Source organism: Roseicyclus salinarum (genome assembly GCF_029624655.1).
GTDB lineage: Bacteria > Pseudomonadota > Alphaproteobacteria > Rhodobacterales > Rhodobacteraceae > Roseibacterium > Roseibacterium salinarum.
The window spans coordinates 1-17,964 of the sequence record NZ_JARRSA010000019.1 but is presented as its reverse complement, the minus strand read 5'-3'; the positions used below and the strand labels follow the sequence as shown (position 1 = coordinate 17,964).

Sequence of the window (17,964 nt, the reverse complement as noted above, 5' to 3'; positions counted from 1 at the left end):
GCGAACCATCCCGTGACGAAAGGAAGACACATGTCCGACGACAAGGAATTCTCCTCATCCCGGCGTCGCTTTCTCGGTGGCGCGGCCGTCGCGACCGGGGCGCTCGCCACCGGCAGGCTCGTCCATGCACAGGCCGCGCCCGATCCGGCCATCGTCGAGATGCAGCCGTGGCAGCAGTATCTCGGTCCCGGCGTCGATGCGGCCCCCTACGGCCTTCCCTCGCCCAGCGAGGCGCATGTCGTGCGGCGCAACGTGGAATGGCTTACGGCCGACACGGTCAGCTCGGTCAACTTCACGCCGATCCATGAACTCGACGGCATCATCACACCCAACGGCCTGTGCTTCGAGCGTCACCATTCCGGCGTCGCCGAGATCGATCCCGGGATGCACCGGCTGATGATCAACGGCCTCGTGGACACGCCCATGGTCTTCACCATGGAAGACCTCATGCGTTTCCCGCGCGAAAACCGGACCTACTTCCTCGAATGCGCCGCCAACAGCGGAATGGAGTGGCGCGGCGCGCAGCTGAACGGCGCGCAGTTCACGCACGGGATGATCCACAACGTGGTCTATACCGGCGTGCCCCTCCGCCTTCTTCTGGAAGAGGCCGGCCTGCGCACGAATGCCGCGTGGATCCTGCCCGAAGGCGCCGACGCCGCCGCCATGACGCGCTCGGTCCCGCTGGAGAAGGCGCTCGACGATTGCCTTGTCGCCTTCAAGATGAACGGCGAGGCGCTCCGCCCCGAGCAGGGCTATCCGATCCGCCTCGTGGTGCCCGGCTGGGAGGGCAACATGTGGGTGAAGTGGCTCCGCCGGATCGAGGTGGGCGACCAGCCCTGGCACCACCGCGAGGAGACGTCGAAATACACCGACCTTCTCGAGGACGGCGACGCGCGCCGCTTCACATGGGTGATGGACGCGAAGTCCGTCATCACCAGCCCCAGCCCGCAGGCCCCGATCACCCACGGTCCCGGTCCGACGGTCATCTCCGGCATCGCATGGTCCGGCCGCGGCACGATCCCGCGCGTGGACGTGACGCTCGACGGCGGGGCGAACTGGCATCAGGCGCGCATGTCTGGGCCCAGCTTCGACAAGTCCATGCACAGGTTCTACTACGAGTTCGACTGGGACGGCCGCCCGCTCCTGCTTCAGAGCCGGGCGCACGATTCCACCGGTTACGTCCAGCCCACCAAGAACATGCTGCGCGAGATCCGGGGCGAGAACTCCATCTACCACAACAACGGCATTCAGACCTGGGCGATCAACGAGAGCGGCCAGGCAGAAAACGTGGAGGTCGGCTGATCATGAGGAACGTCATTCTTGCATCCGGCGCCGGCGTCCTGCTTGCCACCACGTCGATCTTCGCAATCGCGCAGGAAGCCCCCGCGCCTTCCCGTGAGGGCGGCTATGGCCTCGGTCGGGCCGCGCTCCCCGAGGAAGTCGCGGCATGGGACATCGACGTCAGACCCGACGGAGAGGGCCTGCCGGTCGGATCGGGCGACGTCTGGACCGGCGAGGAGGTCTTCGTGGCGCAATGCTCGGCCTGCCATGGCGATTTCGGCGAGGCGGTCGGCCGCTGGCCGGTCCTCGCGGGCGGCTTCGGCACGCTCGACGGCGAGGATCCGGTGAAGACCGTCGGCTCCTACTGGCCCTACCTTTCGACCGTGTGGGACTACGTCCACCGCGCGATGCCCTACGGCTCCGCCCAAAGCCTCAGCGACGACGACGTCTACGCGATCACCGCCTATCTGATGTATCTCAACAACATGGTGGAGGACGACTTCGAGCTGTCGAACGAAAACTTCACCGAGGTCGCGATGCCCAACGAGGGCAGCTTCTTCATGGATGACCGTGACGAGGCGGAGGTTCCGCAATTCACCCGCGAGCCCTGCATGTCGGACTGCCGCGAGGACGTGCAGATCACGATGCGCGCGGCCGTTCTCGACGTGACGCCGGACACCGGGCAGGAGGAAGCCGTCGGGGAGACCTTCGTGGCCGCCGAGCGGGACATGACCAGCGATGCGGGACCCGATCCCGCCCTGGTCGCCGAGGGCGAGACGGTCTTTCGCGCCTGCGCCGCCTGCCACGAGCTTGGCGAGGGCGCGCGCAACCGCGTCGGCCCGCACCTGAACGGTATCGTCGGCATGGAGGTGGCCAGCCACGACGGCTTCCGCTACTCGCCGGCGTTGCAACAGGCGGGCGCCGACGGCATGGTCTGGACCGAGGACAACCTTTCGGCCTACCTCGCCGATCCCCGCGGTTTCCTTCCGGGCAACCGCATGGCGTTCCGCGGGCTCCAGTCGGAAAGCGAGATCGAGGCGGTCATCGCATATATCGAGGCCGCCGGCACCATGGAGTGAGATGGGCGTGAGGATGCGCATACCGGCCTTCGCGATCGCCGCCTGCAGCCTTGCGGGTGGCGCATCCGCGCAGGGCGATCCCGAAAGGGGGGCGATCTTGTTCCGTCCCTGCGCCGCCTGCCACATGATCGGCGAGGGCGCCATCAACCGCATCGGGCCGCACCTGAACGGGATCGTCGGACGCCCGCTGGGCGGCGCGGAGGGCTATGGCTACTCGCAGGCGCTGCTCGACAGGTCGGCGGAGGTCGGCGCCTGGTCCGAGGCCGCGCTCGACTCGTTCCTGGCCAATCCGGGCGGCTTCATTCCGGGCACGTCCATGGTCTTCCGGGGCATCCGGTCCAGCGACGACCGGAGCGACCTCATCGCATATCTTGTAGAAGAAGGCGGCGGTGCGGACCCCGGTGGGGACGAAGGCCCCTCTCCCGAGGTGGCGGCGATCCTCGAGATCGAGGGCGACCTGGCCTACGGTCAGTATCTCTCGTCGGAATGCACCTCGTGCCACGTCGGCGCGGGCGGCGAGGGCATCCCCTCGGTCCGCGGACTGCCGCGGCAGGTGTTCGTCTCGGCGTTGGAGGCATACCGCTCGGGCGCGCGGGAGCATCAGGTCATGAACACCCTCGCCGCGCGTCTGGGCGACGAGGAGATCGCGGCGCTGGCTGCATATTTCGGGTCAACCGCTGATTGAAAAACCAGGCGAAATGAACGGCGGAAACCGGTAGTCTGAGCGTATGTAACGCGCAGGTCTGCGCAAAATGGGAGGAGCTACCGATGACATTGGACCGACGCAAATTCCTGGGAACGGCCGCCGCCGTGACGACCACGCTGGCCACGCCGATGATCGCCAGGGCGCAGTCCCGGCCGAAGGTCGTCGTCGTGGGCGGCGGCGCGGGCGGCGCGACCGCCGCGCGCTACATCGCCCGCGACAGCGCAGGCGCCATCGACGTCACCCTGATCGAACCCTCGCGCGCCTACTTCACCTGCTTCTTCTCGAACCTCTACATCGGTGGCTTCCAGGAGTTCGACGACCTCGGCCATACCTACGGCACGCTCGCCTCGGACTACGGGATCAACGTCGTGCATGACTGGGCGACGGCGGTGGACCGGGACGCGAGGACCGTCCGCCTCGCCGGCGGCGGATCGCTGCCCTACGACCGCCTCGTGCTGAGCCCCGGCATCGACTTCATCGAGGAGAGCGTGCCGGGATGGTCGCTCGCGGCGCAGACCGCGATGCCCCACGCCTACAAGGGCGGCACGCAGGCGCAGCTTCTCAAGGCGCAGGTCGAGGCGATGCCCGAGGGCGGCACCTACGCGATGGTTGCGCCGCCCAACCCCTACCGCTGCCCGCCCGGCCCCTACGAGCGGGTGTCGATGGTCGCCCACATGCTGAGCGCGATCAATCCGACCGCGAAGATCCTGATTGCCGATCCCAAGGAGAGCTTCTCGAAGCAGGCGCTCTTCGAGGATGGCTGGAACCGGCACTATTCCGGCATGATCACCCGCATCGGCCCGGATTTCGGCGGCGGCAACGTCGAGGTGGACCCCGCCGCCATGACGCTGACCATCGACGGCGTCGTGGAGAACGTCGATGTCTGCAACGTCATCCCGGCGCAGCGCGCGGGGCTGATCGCTCACGAGGCCGGACTTGCCGACGGCGACTGGGCGCCGGTCTCGGCGTACGACATGTCGAGCCGGGTGGATCCCCAGATCCACGTCCTCGGCGACAGCGCCGCCCAGGGTGCGATGCCGAAGTCGGGCTTCGCGGCGAACAGCCAGGCCAAGGTGGCGGCGAACGCGATCGTCGCCGCGCTGACGGACACGCGCGCCTTCCCGGCGCGCTACGCCAACACCTGCTGGTCGCTGATCGACACCGAGGACGGCGTGAAGGTCGGCGCGACCTACGAGGCGAGCGACGAGGGCATCGTGTCGACCTCGAGCTTCATCAGCCAGATCGACGAGACGCCCGAGACCCGCGCCGAGACCTACCGCGAGAGCCTCGGATGGTACGACGCCATCGTCGAGGACATGTTCGGCTGACGCGACGAGGCGGGGGGCGGGACGCGCCGCCCCCCGCGCATCTCAACGGCAAAGGGAGATACCAGGATGCGGACGCAGCTCAAACCTTTCGCGATCTTCGCCGCGATGGCCCTTTCGGGCGCCGCGCAGGCGCAGGAGGTCATCACCTACGGCTTCGACGGCAATTTCGACGACGCGACCTTCGCGGTGGAGAGCGCCATCGTCGATCGCGGCCTGGTGATCGACTACGTGTCCCACGTCGGCGACATGCTGAACCGGACGGGCGAGGACGTCGGGTCGGACGAGATGATCTTCGAGAACGCCGACATCTTCCTGTTCTGTTCGGCCGCGGTCTCGCGCCGCGTGATGGAGGCCGACCCGATGAACATCGCGCATTGCCCCTACTCGATCTTCGTGACCGAACGCGGCGGCGAGGTGATGCTGGGCCACCGCGCCTATCCCGAAGGGCCGATGCAGGAAGTGGAGGCCATGCTCGACGCCATCATCCTGTCCGCGCGCGGCATGTGAGGCCGCCCGGTTGACCTGAATCAACGCGTTTCGTCCCGTCCCGCCTTAACCGGTCTTAAGGTCGGGAACGGGACGGGACGGCGATGGAAACCCTGCTCGAAACATTCGGCGACGGCGCCGTGCTTCTGATGGCGGGCCTCTTGACGGGGCTGGTCTTCGGCGCGGCGGCGCAGCGCTCGCAATTCTGCCTTCGCGCCTCCACGGTAGAGCTCGCGCGCGGCCAAGTCGGCCCGCGCATGTCGGTCTGGCTGATCGTCTTCGCCACGGCGCTCGCCTCGACGCAGGGCGCGATCCTTGCCGGCTGGCTCGAGGTGGCCGACGCCCGACAGCTCTCGGGGGCGGGCAGCATGTCCGGCGCGATCGTGGGCGGCCTGATGTTCGGGGTGGGGATGGTGCTGGCGCGCGGCTGTGCGAGCCGTCTCCTCGTCCTGTCGGCGACCGGCAACCTCAGAGCGCTCGTAAGCGGCCTCGTGCTGACCCTCGTCGCCCAGTCCGCGCTGAGCGGTGTCCTCGCGCCCATGCGCGAGGGCATCTCGCAGCTCTGGATGATCTCGGGGCCGGCGCGGGACGCGATGCAGGTCCTCGGGCTTTCGCGGGAAACCGTACTGGCCGTCGCCGCGGCCTCGCTGCTCGCGGCGCTTGTCTTCGCACGCCTGCGCGGCGTGGGCGTCGCCGCTTCGCTCGCCGCGGTCGGCGTCGGGCTCGCCGTCACGATGGGCTGGTTCCTGACCTACAGGATCGCGCAGGCCTCGTTCGAGATCGTTCCCGTCTCCAGTGTGACCTTCACCGGTCCCGCCACCGACACGCTCATGGCCTTGGTGACGCAACGCTCCGTGCCGTTGTCCTTCGGTATCGGCCTTGTGCCGGGCGTGTTCGTCGGCGCGGGCGCGGCGGCGCTTGCGGCGCGGGAATGGAGTATCCAGCGCTTCGGTCCCGACACGCCGATGGAGCGCCATATCGCAGGCGCCGTCCTGATGGGGTTCGGCGCGATGCTGGCCGGGGGCTGTGCCGTGGGCGCCGCCGTCTCGGGCGGCGCGGTCATGTCGGCGACGGCCTGGGTGGCGGGCGCCTCGATCTGGGCGGGCGGCATGGCGGCGACGATGCTGCTCGACCGCGCCGCCGGCGCCAGCCCCGCGGCTGCCTAGAGATCGGTCACGAAGCGGTAACCGTCTCCCGCCGCCTCGACCCGGCCGATCCCGCCGCCGCCCATGTGAAAGCCCACGGCCGTCATGCCCTCGGCCGACAGGCGGTCCAGAAGCCGCAGCCGCGTCGCAGCGCCCGTCTCGGGGTCCTGATCGGCGCCGGAATGCCAGGCCGGACGCGCCATCGCGACGTGATCGTTCCCGATGGCGTCACCGATGACCATGGCCGTCTGCCCGCCTGCCGCGATCTCGAATGACATGTGTCCCGGCGTATGGCCCGGCGTCAGCATCGCCGCCACGCCGGGCACGACCTCGTCGCCGTCCTCGAAGGTCTCCAGCATGTCCTCCATCGCTTCCAGCCGGCGGCTCGCGCCCGCCGCGAAGCTCGCGCGCGCTTCGCCGATCGTCCCGATGGTGTCGGGGTCGAGCCAGTAGTCGCGCTCGACGCGGCCGATCCGGTGGGTGGCGTTCAGGAACATCGGCTCGTCGAAATCGTCCAGCACGCCCCAGAGGTGGTCGGGATGCCCGTGGGTGAAGATGACGTCCGTGATGTCGTCCGGCGTGAGCCCGGCGGCCTCGAGTGCCTCGGGAAGCCGCCCGGCGCTGGCCTGGAAGGTCGTCCCGGCGCCGCAGTCGAACAGCACCCGCCGGTCGCCCGCGCGCAGAAGCGTGACGTTGCAGGGCGGCATGAGCGGCCCGGCAAGGTCGATCCCGAGTTCGGGCGAGATCCTCGCGAGGTCGTCCTGCGGCGCGAGGCCGAGGATGAAATCGGCCGGAAGCGTCAGGTGCCCGTCGCTGAGCGCGAGGAGTTCGGCATCGCCGAGGGCGACGCGGTCGGCGCTGAAGGCGGCCCTCGGCAGAAGGGCCGCGGACACGGTCATTGCGAGACAGGCGCGGCGGGTCATCACGGGCATTTGGCGGTCCTCCCTTGTGTCGTCGCCGGGCGACGGCCCGGGACTCATATTCATCTTTCTTGATATGATTTCGCGGCAGGGAATGGAACAGCTTCGTTCGCAGCATCGGGGCGCGCAGGCGGATGCGCGCCTTGACTCCGGAATTGGATCGTTCCAAAAGCCGTCAGGTGAACTCCGCAAGCTCGAAGGAGACGATATGCGTTGGGGTCTGATCGGAGCGAGCAACATTGCCTCGTCCAGCATGATGTCGGCATTTCGCGCCAATGGCGGCGAGATCGTATCGGTCCTGAGCGCGTCGCCCGACCGCGCCCGGTCCTATGCCGACACGCACGGCATCCCCGAGCCCCACGCGCGGCTCGACGATCTTCTGGCTGGGGACATCGACGCGGTCTACATCTCGACCACGAACGAGAAGCACTTTGCGCAGGCCATGGCGGCCATCGCGGCGGGCAAGCATGTCCTGTGCGAGAAGCCGCTGGCAATGACCGTCGCCGACGCGGTCACGATGGTCAGGGCGGCGGAGGAGGCGGGCCTCGTCTTCGCCACCAACCACCACTTGCGCAACGCCGGCAGCCACATCGCCATCCGCGACCTGATCGGCGCGGGCCGGATCGGCGAGGTCCTGTCGGTGCGCGTGATGCACGCCGTCTTCCTGCCGCCGCATCTTCAGGGCTGGCGGCTCGACGACCCCGCGGCCGGGGGCGGCGTGATCCCCGACATCGTGGTGCATGACGCGGACACGGTGCGCTTCCACCTTGGCGAGGACCCGGCCGGGGTCGTGGCCATCGCGTCGAACTCGGGCATGGCGTCCGGTGTCGAGGACAGCGTCATGTCGGTCTGGGAGATGCCGTCGGGCGCCACGGTGATGACCCACGAGGCCTTCTCGCACCGCCATGCGGGAACGGCGATCGAGGTGCATGGCACGGCCGGATCCATCCGCGCGCGCGGGGTGATGACGCAGCGGCCCGTGGGCGAGATAACGCTGACGACCGAGGCGGGCGAGGAACCGGTGCCCTTCTCCGACCACGGGCTTTATGTCCGAGCTGCGCGCCTTTTCCAGGATGCCTGCGCCGGAAAAGGACGGCCGGCCGCCGACGGCGTCGACGGGGTGAAGTCGCTTGCGGTCGCCGCGGCGGTCGCCGAAGCTGCCCGTTCCGGCCGCAGGACGGCCGTCGATTACGGCGGGGTCTGATCCATGGCGCGCCACGTCACGAAGGCCGAGGCCGCGGCCCGCATTCCCGACGGCGCGGTGATCACGGTCTCCTCGTCTTCCGCGCTGGGCTGCCCGGACGCCGTCCTCGAGGCCATCGGCGCGCGTTTCGACGCCGAGGGCCATCCGCGCGACCTGACCACGCTGCACCCGATCGCGGCGGGCGACATGTATGGCGTGAAAGGGATCGACCACATCGCGAAGGACGGGCTTCTTTCGACCATCGTGGCGGGGTCCTATCCGTCCGGCCCGTCCTCGCTTGCGATGCCCGAGATCTGGCGCATGGTCACCGAGGACCGCGTCGCGGCCTACAACGTGCCCTCGGGCATCATGTTCGACATGCACCGCGACGTCGCCGCGCGCAGGCCCGGCGTCCTGACCAAGGTGGGTCTGGAGACCTTCGTGGACCCGGTCCGCGAGGGTTGTGCGATGAACGGGCGGGCCGCGTCCCGGCCCATCGTGCGCCGCGTCGAGTTCGGCGGCGACACATGGCTCCACTTTCCCAACATCGTGCCGGACGTCGCGATCATCCGGGCGACCACGGCGGACGAGACCGGCAACCTGACCTACGAGCACGAGGGCGCGTATCTCGGGGGGCTCGAACAGGCCATCGCGGTGCGCAACCACGGCGGCCTCGTCATCGCGCAGGTCAAGCGCGTGACGGCAGCCGGCAGCCTGCGGCCCCATGATGTGCACGTGCCCGGCCACCTCGTGGACCTGATCGTCGTCGCACCCGACCAGAAGCAGACGACCGGAACCGACTACGATCCCGCCATATCGGGCGAGATCATGCGGCCCTGGGACAGTTTCTCGCTGGCCGAGCACGGCGTCGAGAAGGTGATCGCGCGGCGCGCCGCGATGGAACTGAAGCGCGGCATGACTGCGAACCTCGGCTTCGGCATATCGGCGATGGTGCCGCGAATTCTTCTAGAAGAAGGCTATCCGCGCGCGGTCACATGGGCGATCGAGCAGGGCGCGGTGGGGGGGATGCCGCTGACCGGCTTCGCCTTCGGCTGCGCGTCCAACGCCGATGCCTTCGTGCCCAGCCCCAGCCAGTTCACCTACTTCCAGGGCGGCGGCTTCGACATGTCGTTCCTGTCCTTCCTCGAGGTGGACGTGGAGGGGAACGTCAACGTCTCCAAGCTGGGCAAGAAGCCCTATCTGACGGCGGGGTGCGGCGGTTTCGTGGACATCACCTCGCATGCGCGCAAGATCGTATTCTCGGGGTATTTCGAGGCTGGCGCCGAGCTTGCGCTGACCGACGCCGCGCTGCGCGTGGTGAGGCCGGGCCGGTTCACCAAGATGGTGCCCGCCGTGGAGCATGTGACCTTCTCGGGGCAGCGGGCGCTGCGCACCGGGCAGGAGGTGCTCTACGTCACCGAGCGCTGCGTGATGCGCCTGACGGAGGATGGCCTCGTCGCCACCGAGATCATGCCCGGCATCGAGCCCGGCCGCGATATCGTGGAGGCCAGCGAGGGCAGGGTCTCCGTGGCCGGCGACGCAACAGTCATGCCGCAGGCCCTCCTGCGCGAAACGCCGATGGGGATGACGCCATGAGCCGTGTCGAGCTTCACGTCGAGGGGCCGGTCGCCCGGCTGCACCTCAACAACCCAGGGAAACTCAACGCCTTCACGCCGGAAATGCTGGCCGAGCTTGAGGCGCATTGCGACGCCGTGGACGCAAACCTCGATCTGCGCGCGGTCATCGTCTCGGCCGAGGGCGAGCGCGCGTTCTGCGCCGGGGCCGACATCATCGGCTGGGGCGCGCTGTCGCCGACCGACTTCGCGCGGCACTGGGTGCGGCTGGGCCACCGGGTCTTCGACCGCCTCGCGCGCCTGTCGAAGCCGACGATCGCCGCGATGCAGGGCCATGCCTTCGGCGGCGGCCTCGAGCTTTCGGCCGCCTGCGACATCCGCGTCCTCGCGCCGGCCGCAACGCTCGCGCTTCCCGAGGCGAAGGTGGGGATCGTGCCGGGCTGGTCCGGGACGCAGCGGCTTGCGCGGCTTCTGCCCGAGCCGGTGCTGCGGGAAATGGCGTTGTTCGGCCGGCGCCTGAGCGCGGATCGCGCGCTTGCGCTGGGCTTCGTCGCGGAGGTGGCCGAGGACCCGCTCGCCGCCGCGCGCCTCATCGCCGAGGGGGCGCTTGCCGCCGCGCCGCGCGCGCAGGAAGTGGCGAAATACCAGATCAACGCGGCGGTGGGCGAGGATCGTCCGGCGATGATCGAGGCCCTTGGCGGCGGCATGATCGCGGCCACGGACGACAAGGCCGAAGGCGTCGCGGCCTTCGGCGAGAAGCGCAAGCCGGACTTCAAGGGCCGCTGACCGGGTGGCGCCGCGATCAGGCGCCCTGCACCTCGCCCGGCTTGAACAGCACGTTGAGTTTCTCGGGCGGCTCGCCCGCGAGGCGGCGCAGAAGCATGTCGGCCATGGTCCGGCCGGTCGCGCGCACGTCCTCGAAGACCGTGTCGATGCGCGGGCGGATGTTGTCGAAGATCGGCGAGGCGCGCTTTGCCACGATGTCGGCGTCGATGCCGGGCACGAGGCCCGCGTCCGAAAGCGCGGCGATCGTCACAAGCGCCGTGACCTCGCCGACGCAGACGAAACCGTCGGGTGCATCCTGACCGCGCAGGGCCTCGGCGAGCGCTCGGGCGATCTGCTCGCGGTCCGAATCGAGCGTCACGCCGGGCAGCACCTCGTGGTCGACGCCGGCGGCGCGCGCAGCGGCGGTGAAGCCATAGCGCAGGTGCTGGCTGAAGGTGAACTTCTCGTCGGGTAGGATCATGCTGAGGCGCTTGCGGCCCTTGCCGACCAGCCGCGACACCGCCTCGCGGGCGAAGGCCTCGTTGTCGAAATCGACGAAGGGATGGGGCATCGTGAACTCGGACCGGCCATGGCTGACGAACGGGAAATCCGCCTCCATCAACATGCGCACGCGGGGGTCGAAGGTCTCGGTTCGGGTGAACAGGAGCCCGTCGGCGAGGTTGTTGCGCAGGATCGTGCGCACCGGCACCAGCCTGTCGTCGCCGGGATCTTCGGGCACGACCGTGATCGAATAGCCGGTCCCCCGCAGCGTCTCGGTGATGCCGGTCAGGAATTCGTGCGTGAAGCCGAGGAACTCGTGCTCGGTGTTCAGCAGAAGCGTCAGGACCTGCGTGCGCCCTGTCCTGAGACGCCGCGCGGCCCGGTCGGGAATGTATCCCAGCCGCTTGGCCGCCTCGGCCACCGTGGCGCGGGTCCTCACGGCGATTCGCGGATCGTCCGCCAGTGCGCGGGACACCGTCGCGACGGAGAATCCCGTCACCTGCGCGACGGTGCGCAGCGTCGGCTTCTCGCCGCCGGCGAGGGCTGGTCCCGTGTCGACGCCGCGCGCCATTTCCGTCATCGTCCCCCGGTTGCAGTCGCGGTCATCATGCCCCTTTTTGCAAACGTTACAATACCTGCAATTTTCTGCGCACGCAAAGCTGCAGCGCAGAAAAATGTTTGGTTTACAGGGTTGTCCGGATTTTTTGCCGGTTTCCTTTTGCAACAATTCGGGCTTGACTTGATTACAATTTATAACGTTTGAATTGAACAGTCCAAGTTGACCTTGGTCGAAAGGGAGGACCGAAATGACCATCACTAGAAAGCTTCAGGCAAGCGCCGCCATCCTCGCGATGTCCGCATCCGTGGCATCCGCGCAGGACGTGGAAGTGCTGCACTGGTGGACGTCGGGCGGCGAGGCTGCCGCGCTAAACGTCCTGAAGGGAGACCTCGAGGGCCAGGGCATCTCCTGGACCGACATGCCGGTCGCAGGCGGCGGCGGATCGGACGCGATGACCGTGCTGCGGGCCCGCGTCACGGCCGGCGACGCGCCGACCGCGGTGCAGATGCTCGGCTTCTCGATCCAGGACTGGGCGGCCGAGGGCGCGCTCGCCAACCTGAACGAGCTGGCCGAGGAAGAGAACTGGGGCGAGGTTGTCCCGGAAGCGATCCAGGCCTTCTCGACCTATGACGGCAACTGGGTTGCCGCACCCGTGAACGTCCACTCGACCAACTGGGTCTGGGCGAACACCGCACTCATGGACGAGCTCGGCCTCGAGCAGCCCGAGACGTGGGAAGATTTCGTCGCCGCGATGCAGGCCGCGCAGGACGCGGGCTACACCGCGCTGGCGCATGGCGGACAGGCCTGGCAGGACGCCACGGTCTTCGAATCGATGGTGATGGGCGTCGGCGGCCCCGAGTTCTACGAGGCCTCCATGGTCGAGCTCGACCCCGAGGCGCTCGGCTCGGAGCAGATGGTCGAGGCGTTCCGCCGGATGGAGACGCTGCGCGGCTTCGTGGACGAGAACTTCTCGGGCCGAGACTGGAACCTGGCCTCGGCCATGGTCATCAACGGCGAGGCGCTGTTCCAGATCATGGGCGACTGGGCCAAGGGCGAGTTCGTGAACGCGGGCCAGACCGCAGGCGAGGAATTCACCTGCTTCCGCGTGCCCGGCACGCAGGGCAACGTCATGTTCAACTCCGACCAGTTCGCGATGTTCGAAGGCGGCGACGAGCAGGACCGGGCGTCGCAGCTCGCCATGGCCGACGCCGTGATGAGCCCCGACTTCCAGATCGCCTTCAACCTCGTGAAGGGCTCGGTGCCCGCACGGACGGACGTCTCCTCGGAGCAGTTCGACATGTGCGGCCAGATGGGCATGGAGCAGCTGGCCGCGGCCGCCGAGAACGGCACGCTCTTCGGGTCGATGGCCCATGGCCACGCCAACCCGCCGTCGGTGCAGAACGCCATGTATGACGTGATCACCGCGCACTTCAACGGCGAGTACGACGCCGAGACGGCGGCGCAGGAGCTCGTGACCGCAGTCGAGATCGCCCAGTAACGGGCGCGCCGGGCCGGTCCTTCGGGACCGGCCCGCACCGTTCCGGCCCCCGGCCGGGACCGACAAGACACCGAGGGGGAGGGACAATGGCCATCAGCGACGCACCCGTGCGCCCGCATGTGGAACAGCCGCGCGAGGATTTCCGCACGCGCCTGCAGGGCTGGCTTCCGAAGATCGTCCTTGCGCCGTCCTTCGCGGTGATGGTGATCTTCGTCTACGGCTTCATCGCCTTCACCATCTACCTCAGCTTCACCGACAGCCGGATGCTCCCGTCCTACGAATGGGTCGGCTGGCAGAACTACGACAGGCTCTTCCGCATCCGCGAGTGGAACGTCGCGCTGACGAACCTCGCGATCTTCGCCTCGCTCTACATCGTCATCTCCACTGTCATCGGCCTTCTGCTGGCGATCTTCCTCGATCAGAAGATCCGCGGCGAGGGCGTGCTGAGGCCGATCTTCCTTTATCCGATGGCGCTCAGCTTCATCGTGACCGGGACCGCGTGGAAATGGTTCCTCGACCCCGGCATCGGTATCGAGAACACGATGCACCTCTGGGGGTTCGAGGACTTCACCTTCGACTGGATCAAGGACCGCGAGATGGCGATCTATACCGTCGTCATCGCCGCGGTCTGGCAATCCTCGGGCTTCGTGATGGCGATGTTCCTCGCCGGGCTTCGCGGCATCGACAACGAGATCCTGAAGGCCGCGCAGATGGACGGCGCGTCAAGCTGGCAGCTGTATCGCAGGATCATCCTGCCGCAGCTGCGCCCCGCGTTCCTGTCGGCCTTCGTCATCCTCTCGCACCTCGCCATCAAGAGCTACGACCTCGTGATCGCGCTGACGGGCGGGGGGCCGGGCAACGCCACGGCGCTTCCGGCGACGTTCATGTATTCCTACACCTTCACGCGCAACCAGATGGGGATCGGCGCCTCCTCGGCGGTGATCATGCTGATGACCATCGCGGCGATCATGGTGCCCTACCTCTACGCCGAACTGCGGGAGAAGAAGTGATGGCCGTCGCATCCACCGACAACGTCGTGCGCGCCTCCAGCGTGACCCGCGCCTTCATCTACCTCTTCCTGCTGCTGTTCGCGCTGTTCTACCTGCTGCCGTTCATGATCATGCTGATCAACTCGCTGAAGCCGCTGGAAGAGATCACCGGCGGCGGCATGATCGCGCTGCCGCGGGACTGGACGATCGAGCCGTGGCTTTCGGCATGGTCCACCGCGCAGATCGGCGTGCAGCCGACCGGCCTCAGGCCCTATTTCTTCAATTCGATCGTCATGGCCGTTCCGGCGGTCCTGATGTCCACGATCGTGGGCGCGCTGAACGGCTACGTCCTGACCAAATGGCGGTTCCGGGGCGACACGCTGATCTTCGGGCTTCTGCTGTTCTCGTGCTTCATCCCGTTCCAGATCGTGCTGATCCCGATGGCGCGGATCCTCGGCATTCTGGGCATCGCGGGCACCACGCCCGGCCTGATCCTGGTTCACTTCGTCTACGGCATCGGCTTCACCACGCTCTATTTCCGCAACTACTACGCGGCTTTCCCGACCGAGCTGGTGCGCGCCGCGCAGATCGACGGGGCGGGCTTCTTCCAGATCTTCTGGAGGATCATGCTGCCCTCGTCCGGGCCGATCATCGCCGTCAGCTTCATCTGGCAGTTCACCAACATCTGGAACGACTTCCTCTTCGGCGCCTCCTTCGCGTCGGGAGGGTCGGCGCCGATGACGGTGGCGCTCAACAACCTCGTCAACTCCTCGACGGGCGTGCGCGAATACAACGTCCATTTCGCCGGCGCGATCATGGCCGCCGCGCCGACGCTGCTCGTGTACATCGTGGCCGGCCGCTACTTCGTCCGCGGCCTCATGGCCGGCTCCGTGAAGGGGTGAGGCATGTTTGTGTGTAGCGAGAAGAAAGGCGCCGACGGCGCGTTGCAAATGCCGGTCGCGCCGGCGCATCCGAAGGATTGAGCCCATGGGTTTCCTCGACATCGACAAAGTCACCAAGTCCTACGGCGCCGTCGAGGTGCTCCACCACGTCGACATCGAGGTGGAGGAGGGCGAGTTTCTCGTGCTCGTGGGGCCTTCGGGCTGCGGCAAGTCCACGCTTCTGAACATGATCGCGGGCCTCGAGGGCATCAGCAGCGGCGAGATCAAGATCCGCGACCGCGTCGTGAACGGGGTCCATCCCTCCAAGCGCAACATCGCGATGGTGTTCCAGTCCTACGCGCTCTACCCCAACATGACGGTCGGGCAGAACATCACCTTCGGCCTCGAGATGCACGGCGTGCCCAAGGACGAACGCGAAAAGAAGATGCACGAGGTCGCCGAGCTTCTCCAGATCGAGCAGCTTCTGACCCGCAAGCCCGGACAGCTTTCGGGCGGCCAGCGGCAGCGCGTGGCGATGGGCCGGGCGCTGGTGCGCAATCCCGACGTATTCCTCTTCGACGAGCCGCTGTCGAACCTCGACGCGAAGCTCCGCGTGGACATGCGCACCGAGATCAAGAAGCTGCACCACAAGCTCGGCACCACGATCGTCTACGTCACCCATGACCAGATCGAGGCGATGACCCTTTCGACCCGAATCGCGGTCATGTATGACGGTTACGTCCAGCAGCTCGGCACGCCCAAGCAGATCTACGACAACCCTTCGAACCTGTTCGTCGCCACCTTCATGGGAAGTCCCGCGATGAACGTTCTCGACGCGCGCCTGATCGAGCAGAACGGCGCTCTTCATGCGCTTATCACGGACCATGAGGGCCGCGACATTCCCCTTCGGATCGAGGGCGCGCCTGCCGCCTACGCGGACTACAAGGACCGCTCTGTCATCCTCGGCATCCGCCCCGAGGCCATCACCGATCCGGAAGGCGCGGACCGCAACGCCCGCAACGTGCAGTCGCTGCCCAACATGGTCACCGTGACCGAGCCGGCAGGGTCCGACACCTTCGTGACCATGACGCTGTCGGGCAAGGATACCATCGCCCGGATGCGGGCCGATGCCGACGTGCATCCCGGTCAGGTGTTCGAGTTCGCGGTCAACATGGACAAGGCGGTCCTTTTCGACCCGAAGACCGAAGCGCGCATCGGCTGAAATCGCGAACGCGGCCCTTGGATGGCCGCGTCGGATCTGCTATTGGAACGATCCAATAGGACTCTCCGACCGGGCGGCAAGGGCACCCGGGCGCGGGCTGTCCGGTGGCACGAGGGTCCGGAACGCGATCCTCCGGGAAGAGGATCTGACCGCTGTGGAAGAGGTGGATGTCCTGATCGTGGGCTCGGGGATGGGGGGTGCCACGACCGCCGCGGCCCTCGCGCCCTCCGGCCGGCGCATCGTCATCCTCGAACGCGGCGAGCGTCTGGCCGACACCGCCGAGGCGCGCGACGCCGAGGCCATCTTCGCGCGCGGGTATTTCCGTCCGAAGGAGACGTGGCTGACGCCCGAGGGCGAGCGGTTCAACCCCGGCAACTACGCCTGCGTTGGCGGGAACACCAAGTTCTACGGGGCCGTCCTGATGCGCTACCGCGCCGAGGATTTCGCGCCCCGCCGGCATTTCGGCGGTTCGACGCCCGGCTGGCCCATCGGGTATGACGATCTCGAGCCGTGGTATCAGCGCGCCGAGGACCTCTATCGCGTGTGCGGGATGCTCGGCGCGGATCCGACGGAGCCGCCGCATTCGGGCGTCTATCCGCGTCCACCCGTCCCGCACGAGCCCGAGATCGCCGATCTGGAGAGACGCCTGAAGGCCGTGGGCCTGCACCCCGCCGCGCTGCCGCTCGGCGTCGACATCGAGCGATGGCTGGCGCGGGCGCGCACGCCGTGGGACGCCTATCCCTGCACGACGGGCGCTAAGATGGACGCCGAAAGCGTCGGCCTCGCCGCGGCGCTAAAACATCCCGGCGTGGAGCTGCGCACGGGCGTCACGGTCGAACGCCTGGAGGCCGGTGCGGCGGGCCGGGTCACGGCCGTCGTGACCAGCGCGGGACCGATCGCGGCGCGGCAGGTCGTTCTGGCTGCGGGCGCCGTCCATACCGCCGCCCTGCTTCTGCGCTCGGCCTCCGGCGATCATCCGCGCGGCCTGGCCAACCGGTCCGACCAGGTCGGGCGCAACTTCATGAACCACAACGCCTCGGGCCTGCTCGCCCTGTCGCCGAGGCGCAACAGGACGGTCTACCAGAAGACCCTCTACATCAACGACTGGTACAATTCCGGGGGCCCCGAGGGCGAGCCCTTGGGCAACGTCCAGCTTCTTGGCCGCGTCTCGGGGCCGATCCTCGCCGCGCAGACGGGCCTGCCGCGCCCGATCGCGAGAATGATCTCGGACCGGGCCATCGATTTCTACGTCATGTCCGAGGACCTGCCCGATCCCGACAGCCGCGTGACGCTGAAGGGCGCGGACATCGTCCTGAACTGGACCCGATCGAACCGCGAGGCGCACGAGAGGCTTCTGGCGGCGCTTCGGTCCGCGCTGCGGCGCGCGGGATTCCCCCTGATCCTGTCGCGGCCCTTCGACCGCCGCACGCCGTCGCATCAATGCGGCACGGCCCGCATGGGCGACGACCCCGCCGCCAGCGTCGTGGGCCCGTGGGGCAGGGCGCATGACCACGGCAACCTCTGGATCGCGGACGCCAGCGTCCTGCCGACCTCGGGCGCCGTGAACCCGTCCCTGACCGTCGCCGCGCACGCGCTGCGCGTGGGTCACGCCCTGACGCGAACGCTTCACGAGGAGGTGGCGGCATGACCGGAACGGCGCTTGTCACGGGCGGGCAGCAGGGCATCGGCCTCGGGATAGCGCGGGCGCTGCACGCGGCGGGCTGGCGCGTCGCCATCATGTCCGAGCGAGATGGCCACGACGAGGCGGTCGGCGCGGCGCTGGCGGCCATGCCCGGCGCGGTTCACGTCCGGCACGACGTCGCCGACATCGCCGCCATCGGCCCCGC

17 protein-coding genes are annotated in these 17,964 nt (G+C 68.0%); 15 read left to right on the top strand and 2 right to left on the bottom strand.

What is annotated here, in order from left to right; translation table 11 throughout:
* The first annotated feature begins 30 nt into the window (after positions 1 to 30).
* The 6 genes from soxC to P6F26_RS13065 all read left to right on the top strand — a co-directional run bounded on the left by soxC (position 31) and on the right by P6F26_RS13065 (position 6,046).
* The gene (gene soxC / locus P6F26_RS13090) at positions 31 to 1,302 is read left to right on the top strand and encodes a sulfite dehydrogenase (protein ID WP_278029140.1); all 1,272 of its coding nucleotides are present in this window, start codon (positions 31 to 33) and stop codon (positions 1,300 to 1,302) included.
* A gap of 2 nt (positions 1,303 to 1,304) precedes the next feature.
* Complete coding sequence (locus P6F26_RS13085; protein ID WP_278029139.1) at positions 1,305 to 2,360, top strand: c-type cytochrome; 1,056 nt, start codon at positions 1,305 to 1,307, stop codon at positions 2,358 to 2,360.
* Positions 2,361 to 2,373: 13 nt separating this feature from the next.
* Entirely contained in the window at positions 2,374 to 3,045 is a 672-nt protein-coding gene (locus tag P6F26_RS13080; protein WP_278029183.1) for a c-type cytochrome, read from the top strand.
* A gap of 83 nt (positions 3,046 to 3,128) precedes the next feature.
* Positions 3,129 to 4,394: an NAD(P)/FAD-dependent oxidoreductase gene (locus tag P6F26_RS13075; protein ID WP_278029138.1), complete on the top strand. Its 1,266-nt coding sequence runs from the start codon at positions 3,129 to 3,131 to the stop codon at positions 4,392 to 4,394.
* A gap of 66 nt (positions 4,395 to 4,460) precedes the next feature.
* Positions 4,461 to 4,901 (top strand): DUF302 domain-containing protein, encoded by a 441-nt coding sequence (locus P6F26_RS13070; protein WP_278029137.1) that lies wholly within the window; start codon positions 4,461 to 4,463, stop codon positions 4,899 to 4,901.
* A gap of 83 nt (positions 4,902 to 4,984) precedes the next feature.
* Entirely contained in the window at positions 4,985 to 6,046 is a 1,062-nt protein-coding gene (locus P6F26_RS13065; RefSeq protein WP_278029136.1) for a YeeE/YedE family protein, read from the top strand.
* Here the strand turns inward: P6F26_RS13065 and P6F26_RS13060 are convergent.
* The gene (locus tag P6F26_RS13060; protein WP_347403044.1) at positions 6,043 to 6,957 is read right to left on the bottom strand and encodes an MBL fold metallo-hydrolase; all 915 of its coding nucleotides are present in this window, start codon (positions 6,955 to 6,957) and stop codon (positions 6,043 to 6,045) included. The two genes, P6F26_RS13065 and P6F26_RS13060, sit on opposite strands and share 4 nt — an antisense overlap.
* A gap of 196 nt (positions 6,958 to 7,153) precedes the next feature.
* Between P6F26_RS13060 and P6F26_RS13055 the strand changes: the two genes are divergently transcribed.
* From P6F26_RS13055 to P6F26_RS13045, 3 genes are read left to right on the top strand one after another with little or no spacing between them, the layout of a single operon-like run.
* Positions 7,154 to 8,149 carry a Gfo/Idh/MocA family protein gene (locus P6F26_RS13055; protein WP_278029135.1) on the top strand — a complete coding sequence of 332 codons (996 nt, stop codon included), beginning with the start codon at positions 7,154 to 7,156 and terminating at the stop codon, positions 8,147 to 8,149.
* A 3-nt stretch (positions 8,150 to 8,152) separates the two neighbouring features.
* Positions 8,153 to 9,724 (top strand): acyl CoA:acetate/3-ketoacid CoA transferase, encoded by a 1,572-nt coding sequence (locus tag P6F26_RS13050; RefSeq protein ID WP_278029134.1) that lies wholly within the window; start codon positions 8,153 to 8,155, stop codon positions 9,722 to 9,724.
* Complete coding sequence (locus P6F26_RS13045; RefSeq protein WP_278029133.1) at positions 9,721 to 10,488, top strand: enoyl-CoA hydratase/isomerase family protein; 768 nt, start codon at positions 9,721 to 9,723, stop codon at positions 10,486 to 10,488. Before P6F26_RS13050 ends, P6F26_RS13045 begins: the two co-directional genes overlap by 4 nt.
* Positions 10,489 to 10,504: 16 nt before the next feature.
* Here P6F26_RS13045 and P6F26_RS13040 read toward each other — a convergent pair whose 3' ends face one another.
* Positions 10,505 to 11,539, bottom strand: a complete 1,035-nt coding sequence (locus P6F26_RS13040) for a LacI family transcriptional regulator (protein WP_278029132.1) — start codon at positions 11,537 to 11,539, stop codon at positions 10,505 to 10,507.
* A 235-nt stretch (positions 11,540 to 11,774) separates the two neighbouring features.
* Here P6F26_RS13040 and P6F26_RS13035 point away from each other — a divergent pair, with 235 nt between their 5' ends.
* The 6 genes from P6F26_RS13035 to P6F26_RS13010 all read left to right on the top strand — a co-directional run.
* Positions 11,775 to 13,025, top strand: a complete 1,251-nt coding sequence (locus P6F26_RS13035; RefSeq protein WP_278029131.1) for an ABC transporter substrate-binding protein — start codon at positions 11,775 to 11,777, stop codon at positions 13,023 to 13,025.
* Positions 13,026 to 13,111: 86 nt separating this feature from the next.
* Entirely contained in the window at positions 13,112 to 14,035 is a 924-nt protein-coding gene (locus P6F26_RS13030) for a carbohydrate ABC transporter permease (protein ID WP_278029130.1), read from the top strand.
* Entirely contained in the window at positions 14,035 to 14,916 is an 882-nt protein-coding gene (locus P6F26_RS13025; protein ID WP_278029129.1) for a carbohydrate ABC transporter permease, read from the top strand. The genes P6F26_RS13030 and P6F26_RS13025 overlap by 1 nt, the downstream gene beginning before the upstream one ends.
* 85 nt (positions 14,917 to 15,001) lie before the next feature.
* Entirely contained in the window at positions 15,002 to 16,117 is a 1,116-nt protein-coding gene (locus tag P6F26_RS13020; RefSeq protein WP_278029128.1) for an ABC transporter ATP-binding protein, read from the top strand.
* Positions 16,118 to 16,271: 154 nt separating this feature from the next.
* Positions 16,272 to 17,765 (top strand): FAD-dependent oxidoreductase, encoded by a 1,494-nt coding sequence (locus P6F26_RS13015; RefSeq protein ID WP_278029127.1) that lies wholly within the window; start codon positions 16,272 to 16,274, stop codon positions 17,763 to 17,765.
* Positions 17,762 to 17,964 (top strand): SDR family NAD(P)-dependent oxidoreductase (locus P6F26_RS13010; RefSeq protein WP_278029126.1); only part of this gene is annotated, 203 nt, incomplete at its 3' end. The genes P6F26_RS13015 and P6F26_RS13010, both read left to right, overlap by 4 nt.

Bases quoted from the DNA above. Each gene is read 5' to 3' on its own strand.
- soxC (WP_278029140.1), top strand. From the start codon at position 31: ATGTCCGACGACAAGGAATTCTCCTCATCCCGGCGTCGCTTTCTCGGT.
- P6F26_RS13020 (WP_278029128.1), top strand. From the start codon at position 15,002: ATGGGTTTCCTCGACATCGACAAAGTCACCAAGTCCTACGGCGCCGTC.
- P6F26_RS13040 (WP_278029132.1), bottom strand. From the start codon at position 11,539: ATGGCGCGCGGCGTCGACACGGGACCAGCCCTCGCCGGCGGCGAGAAG.
- P6F26_RS13030 (WP_278029130.1), top strand. From the start codon at position 13,112: ATGGCCATCAGCGACGCACCCGTGCGCCCGCATGTGGAACAGCCGCGC.
- P6F26_RS13085 (WP_278029139.1), top strand. From the start codon at position 1,305: ATGAGGAACGTCATTCTTGCATCCGGCGCCGGCGTCCTGCTTGCCACC.
- P6F26_RS13065 (WP_278029136.1), top strand. From the start codon at position 4,985: ATGGAAACCCTGCTCGAAACATTCGGCGACGGCGCCGTGCTTCTGATG.
- P6F26_RS13045 (WP_278029133.1), top strand. From the start codon at position 9,721: ATGAGCCGTGTCGAGCTTCACGTCGAGGGGCCGGTCGCCCGGCTGCAC.
- P6F26_RS13055 (WP_278029135.1), top strand. From the start codon at position 7,154: ATGCGTTGGGGTCTGATCGGAGCGAGCAACATTGCCTCGTCCAGCATG.
- P6F26_RS13060 (WP_347403044.1), bottom strand. From the start codon at position 6,957: ATGCCCGTGATGACCCGCCGCGCCTGTCTCGCAATGACCGTGTCCGCG.
- P6F26_RS13070 (WP_278029137.1), top strand. From the start codon at position 4,461: ATGCGGACGCAGCTCAAACCTTTCGCGATCTTCGCCGCGATGGCCCTT.
- P6F26_RS13050 (WP_278029134.1), top strand. From the start codon at position 8,153: ATGGCGCGCCACGTCACGAAGGCCGAGGCCGCGGCCCGCATTCCCGAC.
- P6F26_RS13075 (WP_278029138.1), top strand. From the start codon at position 3,129: ATGACATTGGACCGACGCAAATTCCTGGGAACGGCCGCCGCCGTGACG.
- P6F26_RS13080 (WP_278029183.1), top strand. From the start codon at position 2,374: ATGCGCATACCGGCCTTCGCGATCGCCGCCTGCAGCCTTGCGGGTGGC.
- P6F26_RS13025 (WP_278029129.1), top strand. From the start codon at position 14,035: ATGGCCGTCGCATCCACCGACAACGTCGTGCGCGCCTCCAGCGTGACC.
- P6F26_RS13035 (WP_278029131.1), top strand. From the start codon at position 11,775: ATGACCATCACTAGAAAGCTTCAGGCAAGCGCCGCCATCCTCGCGATG.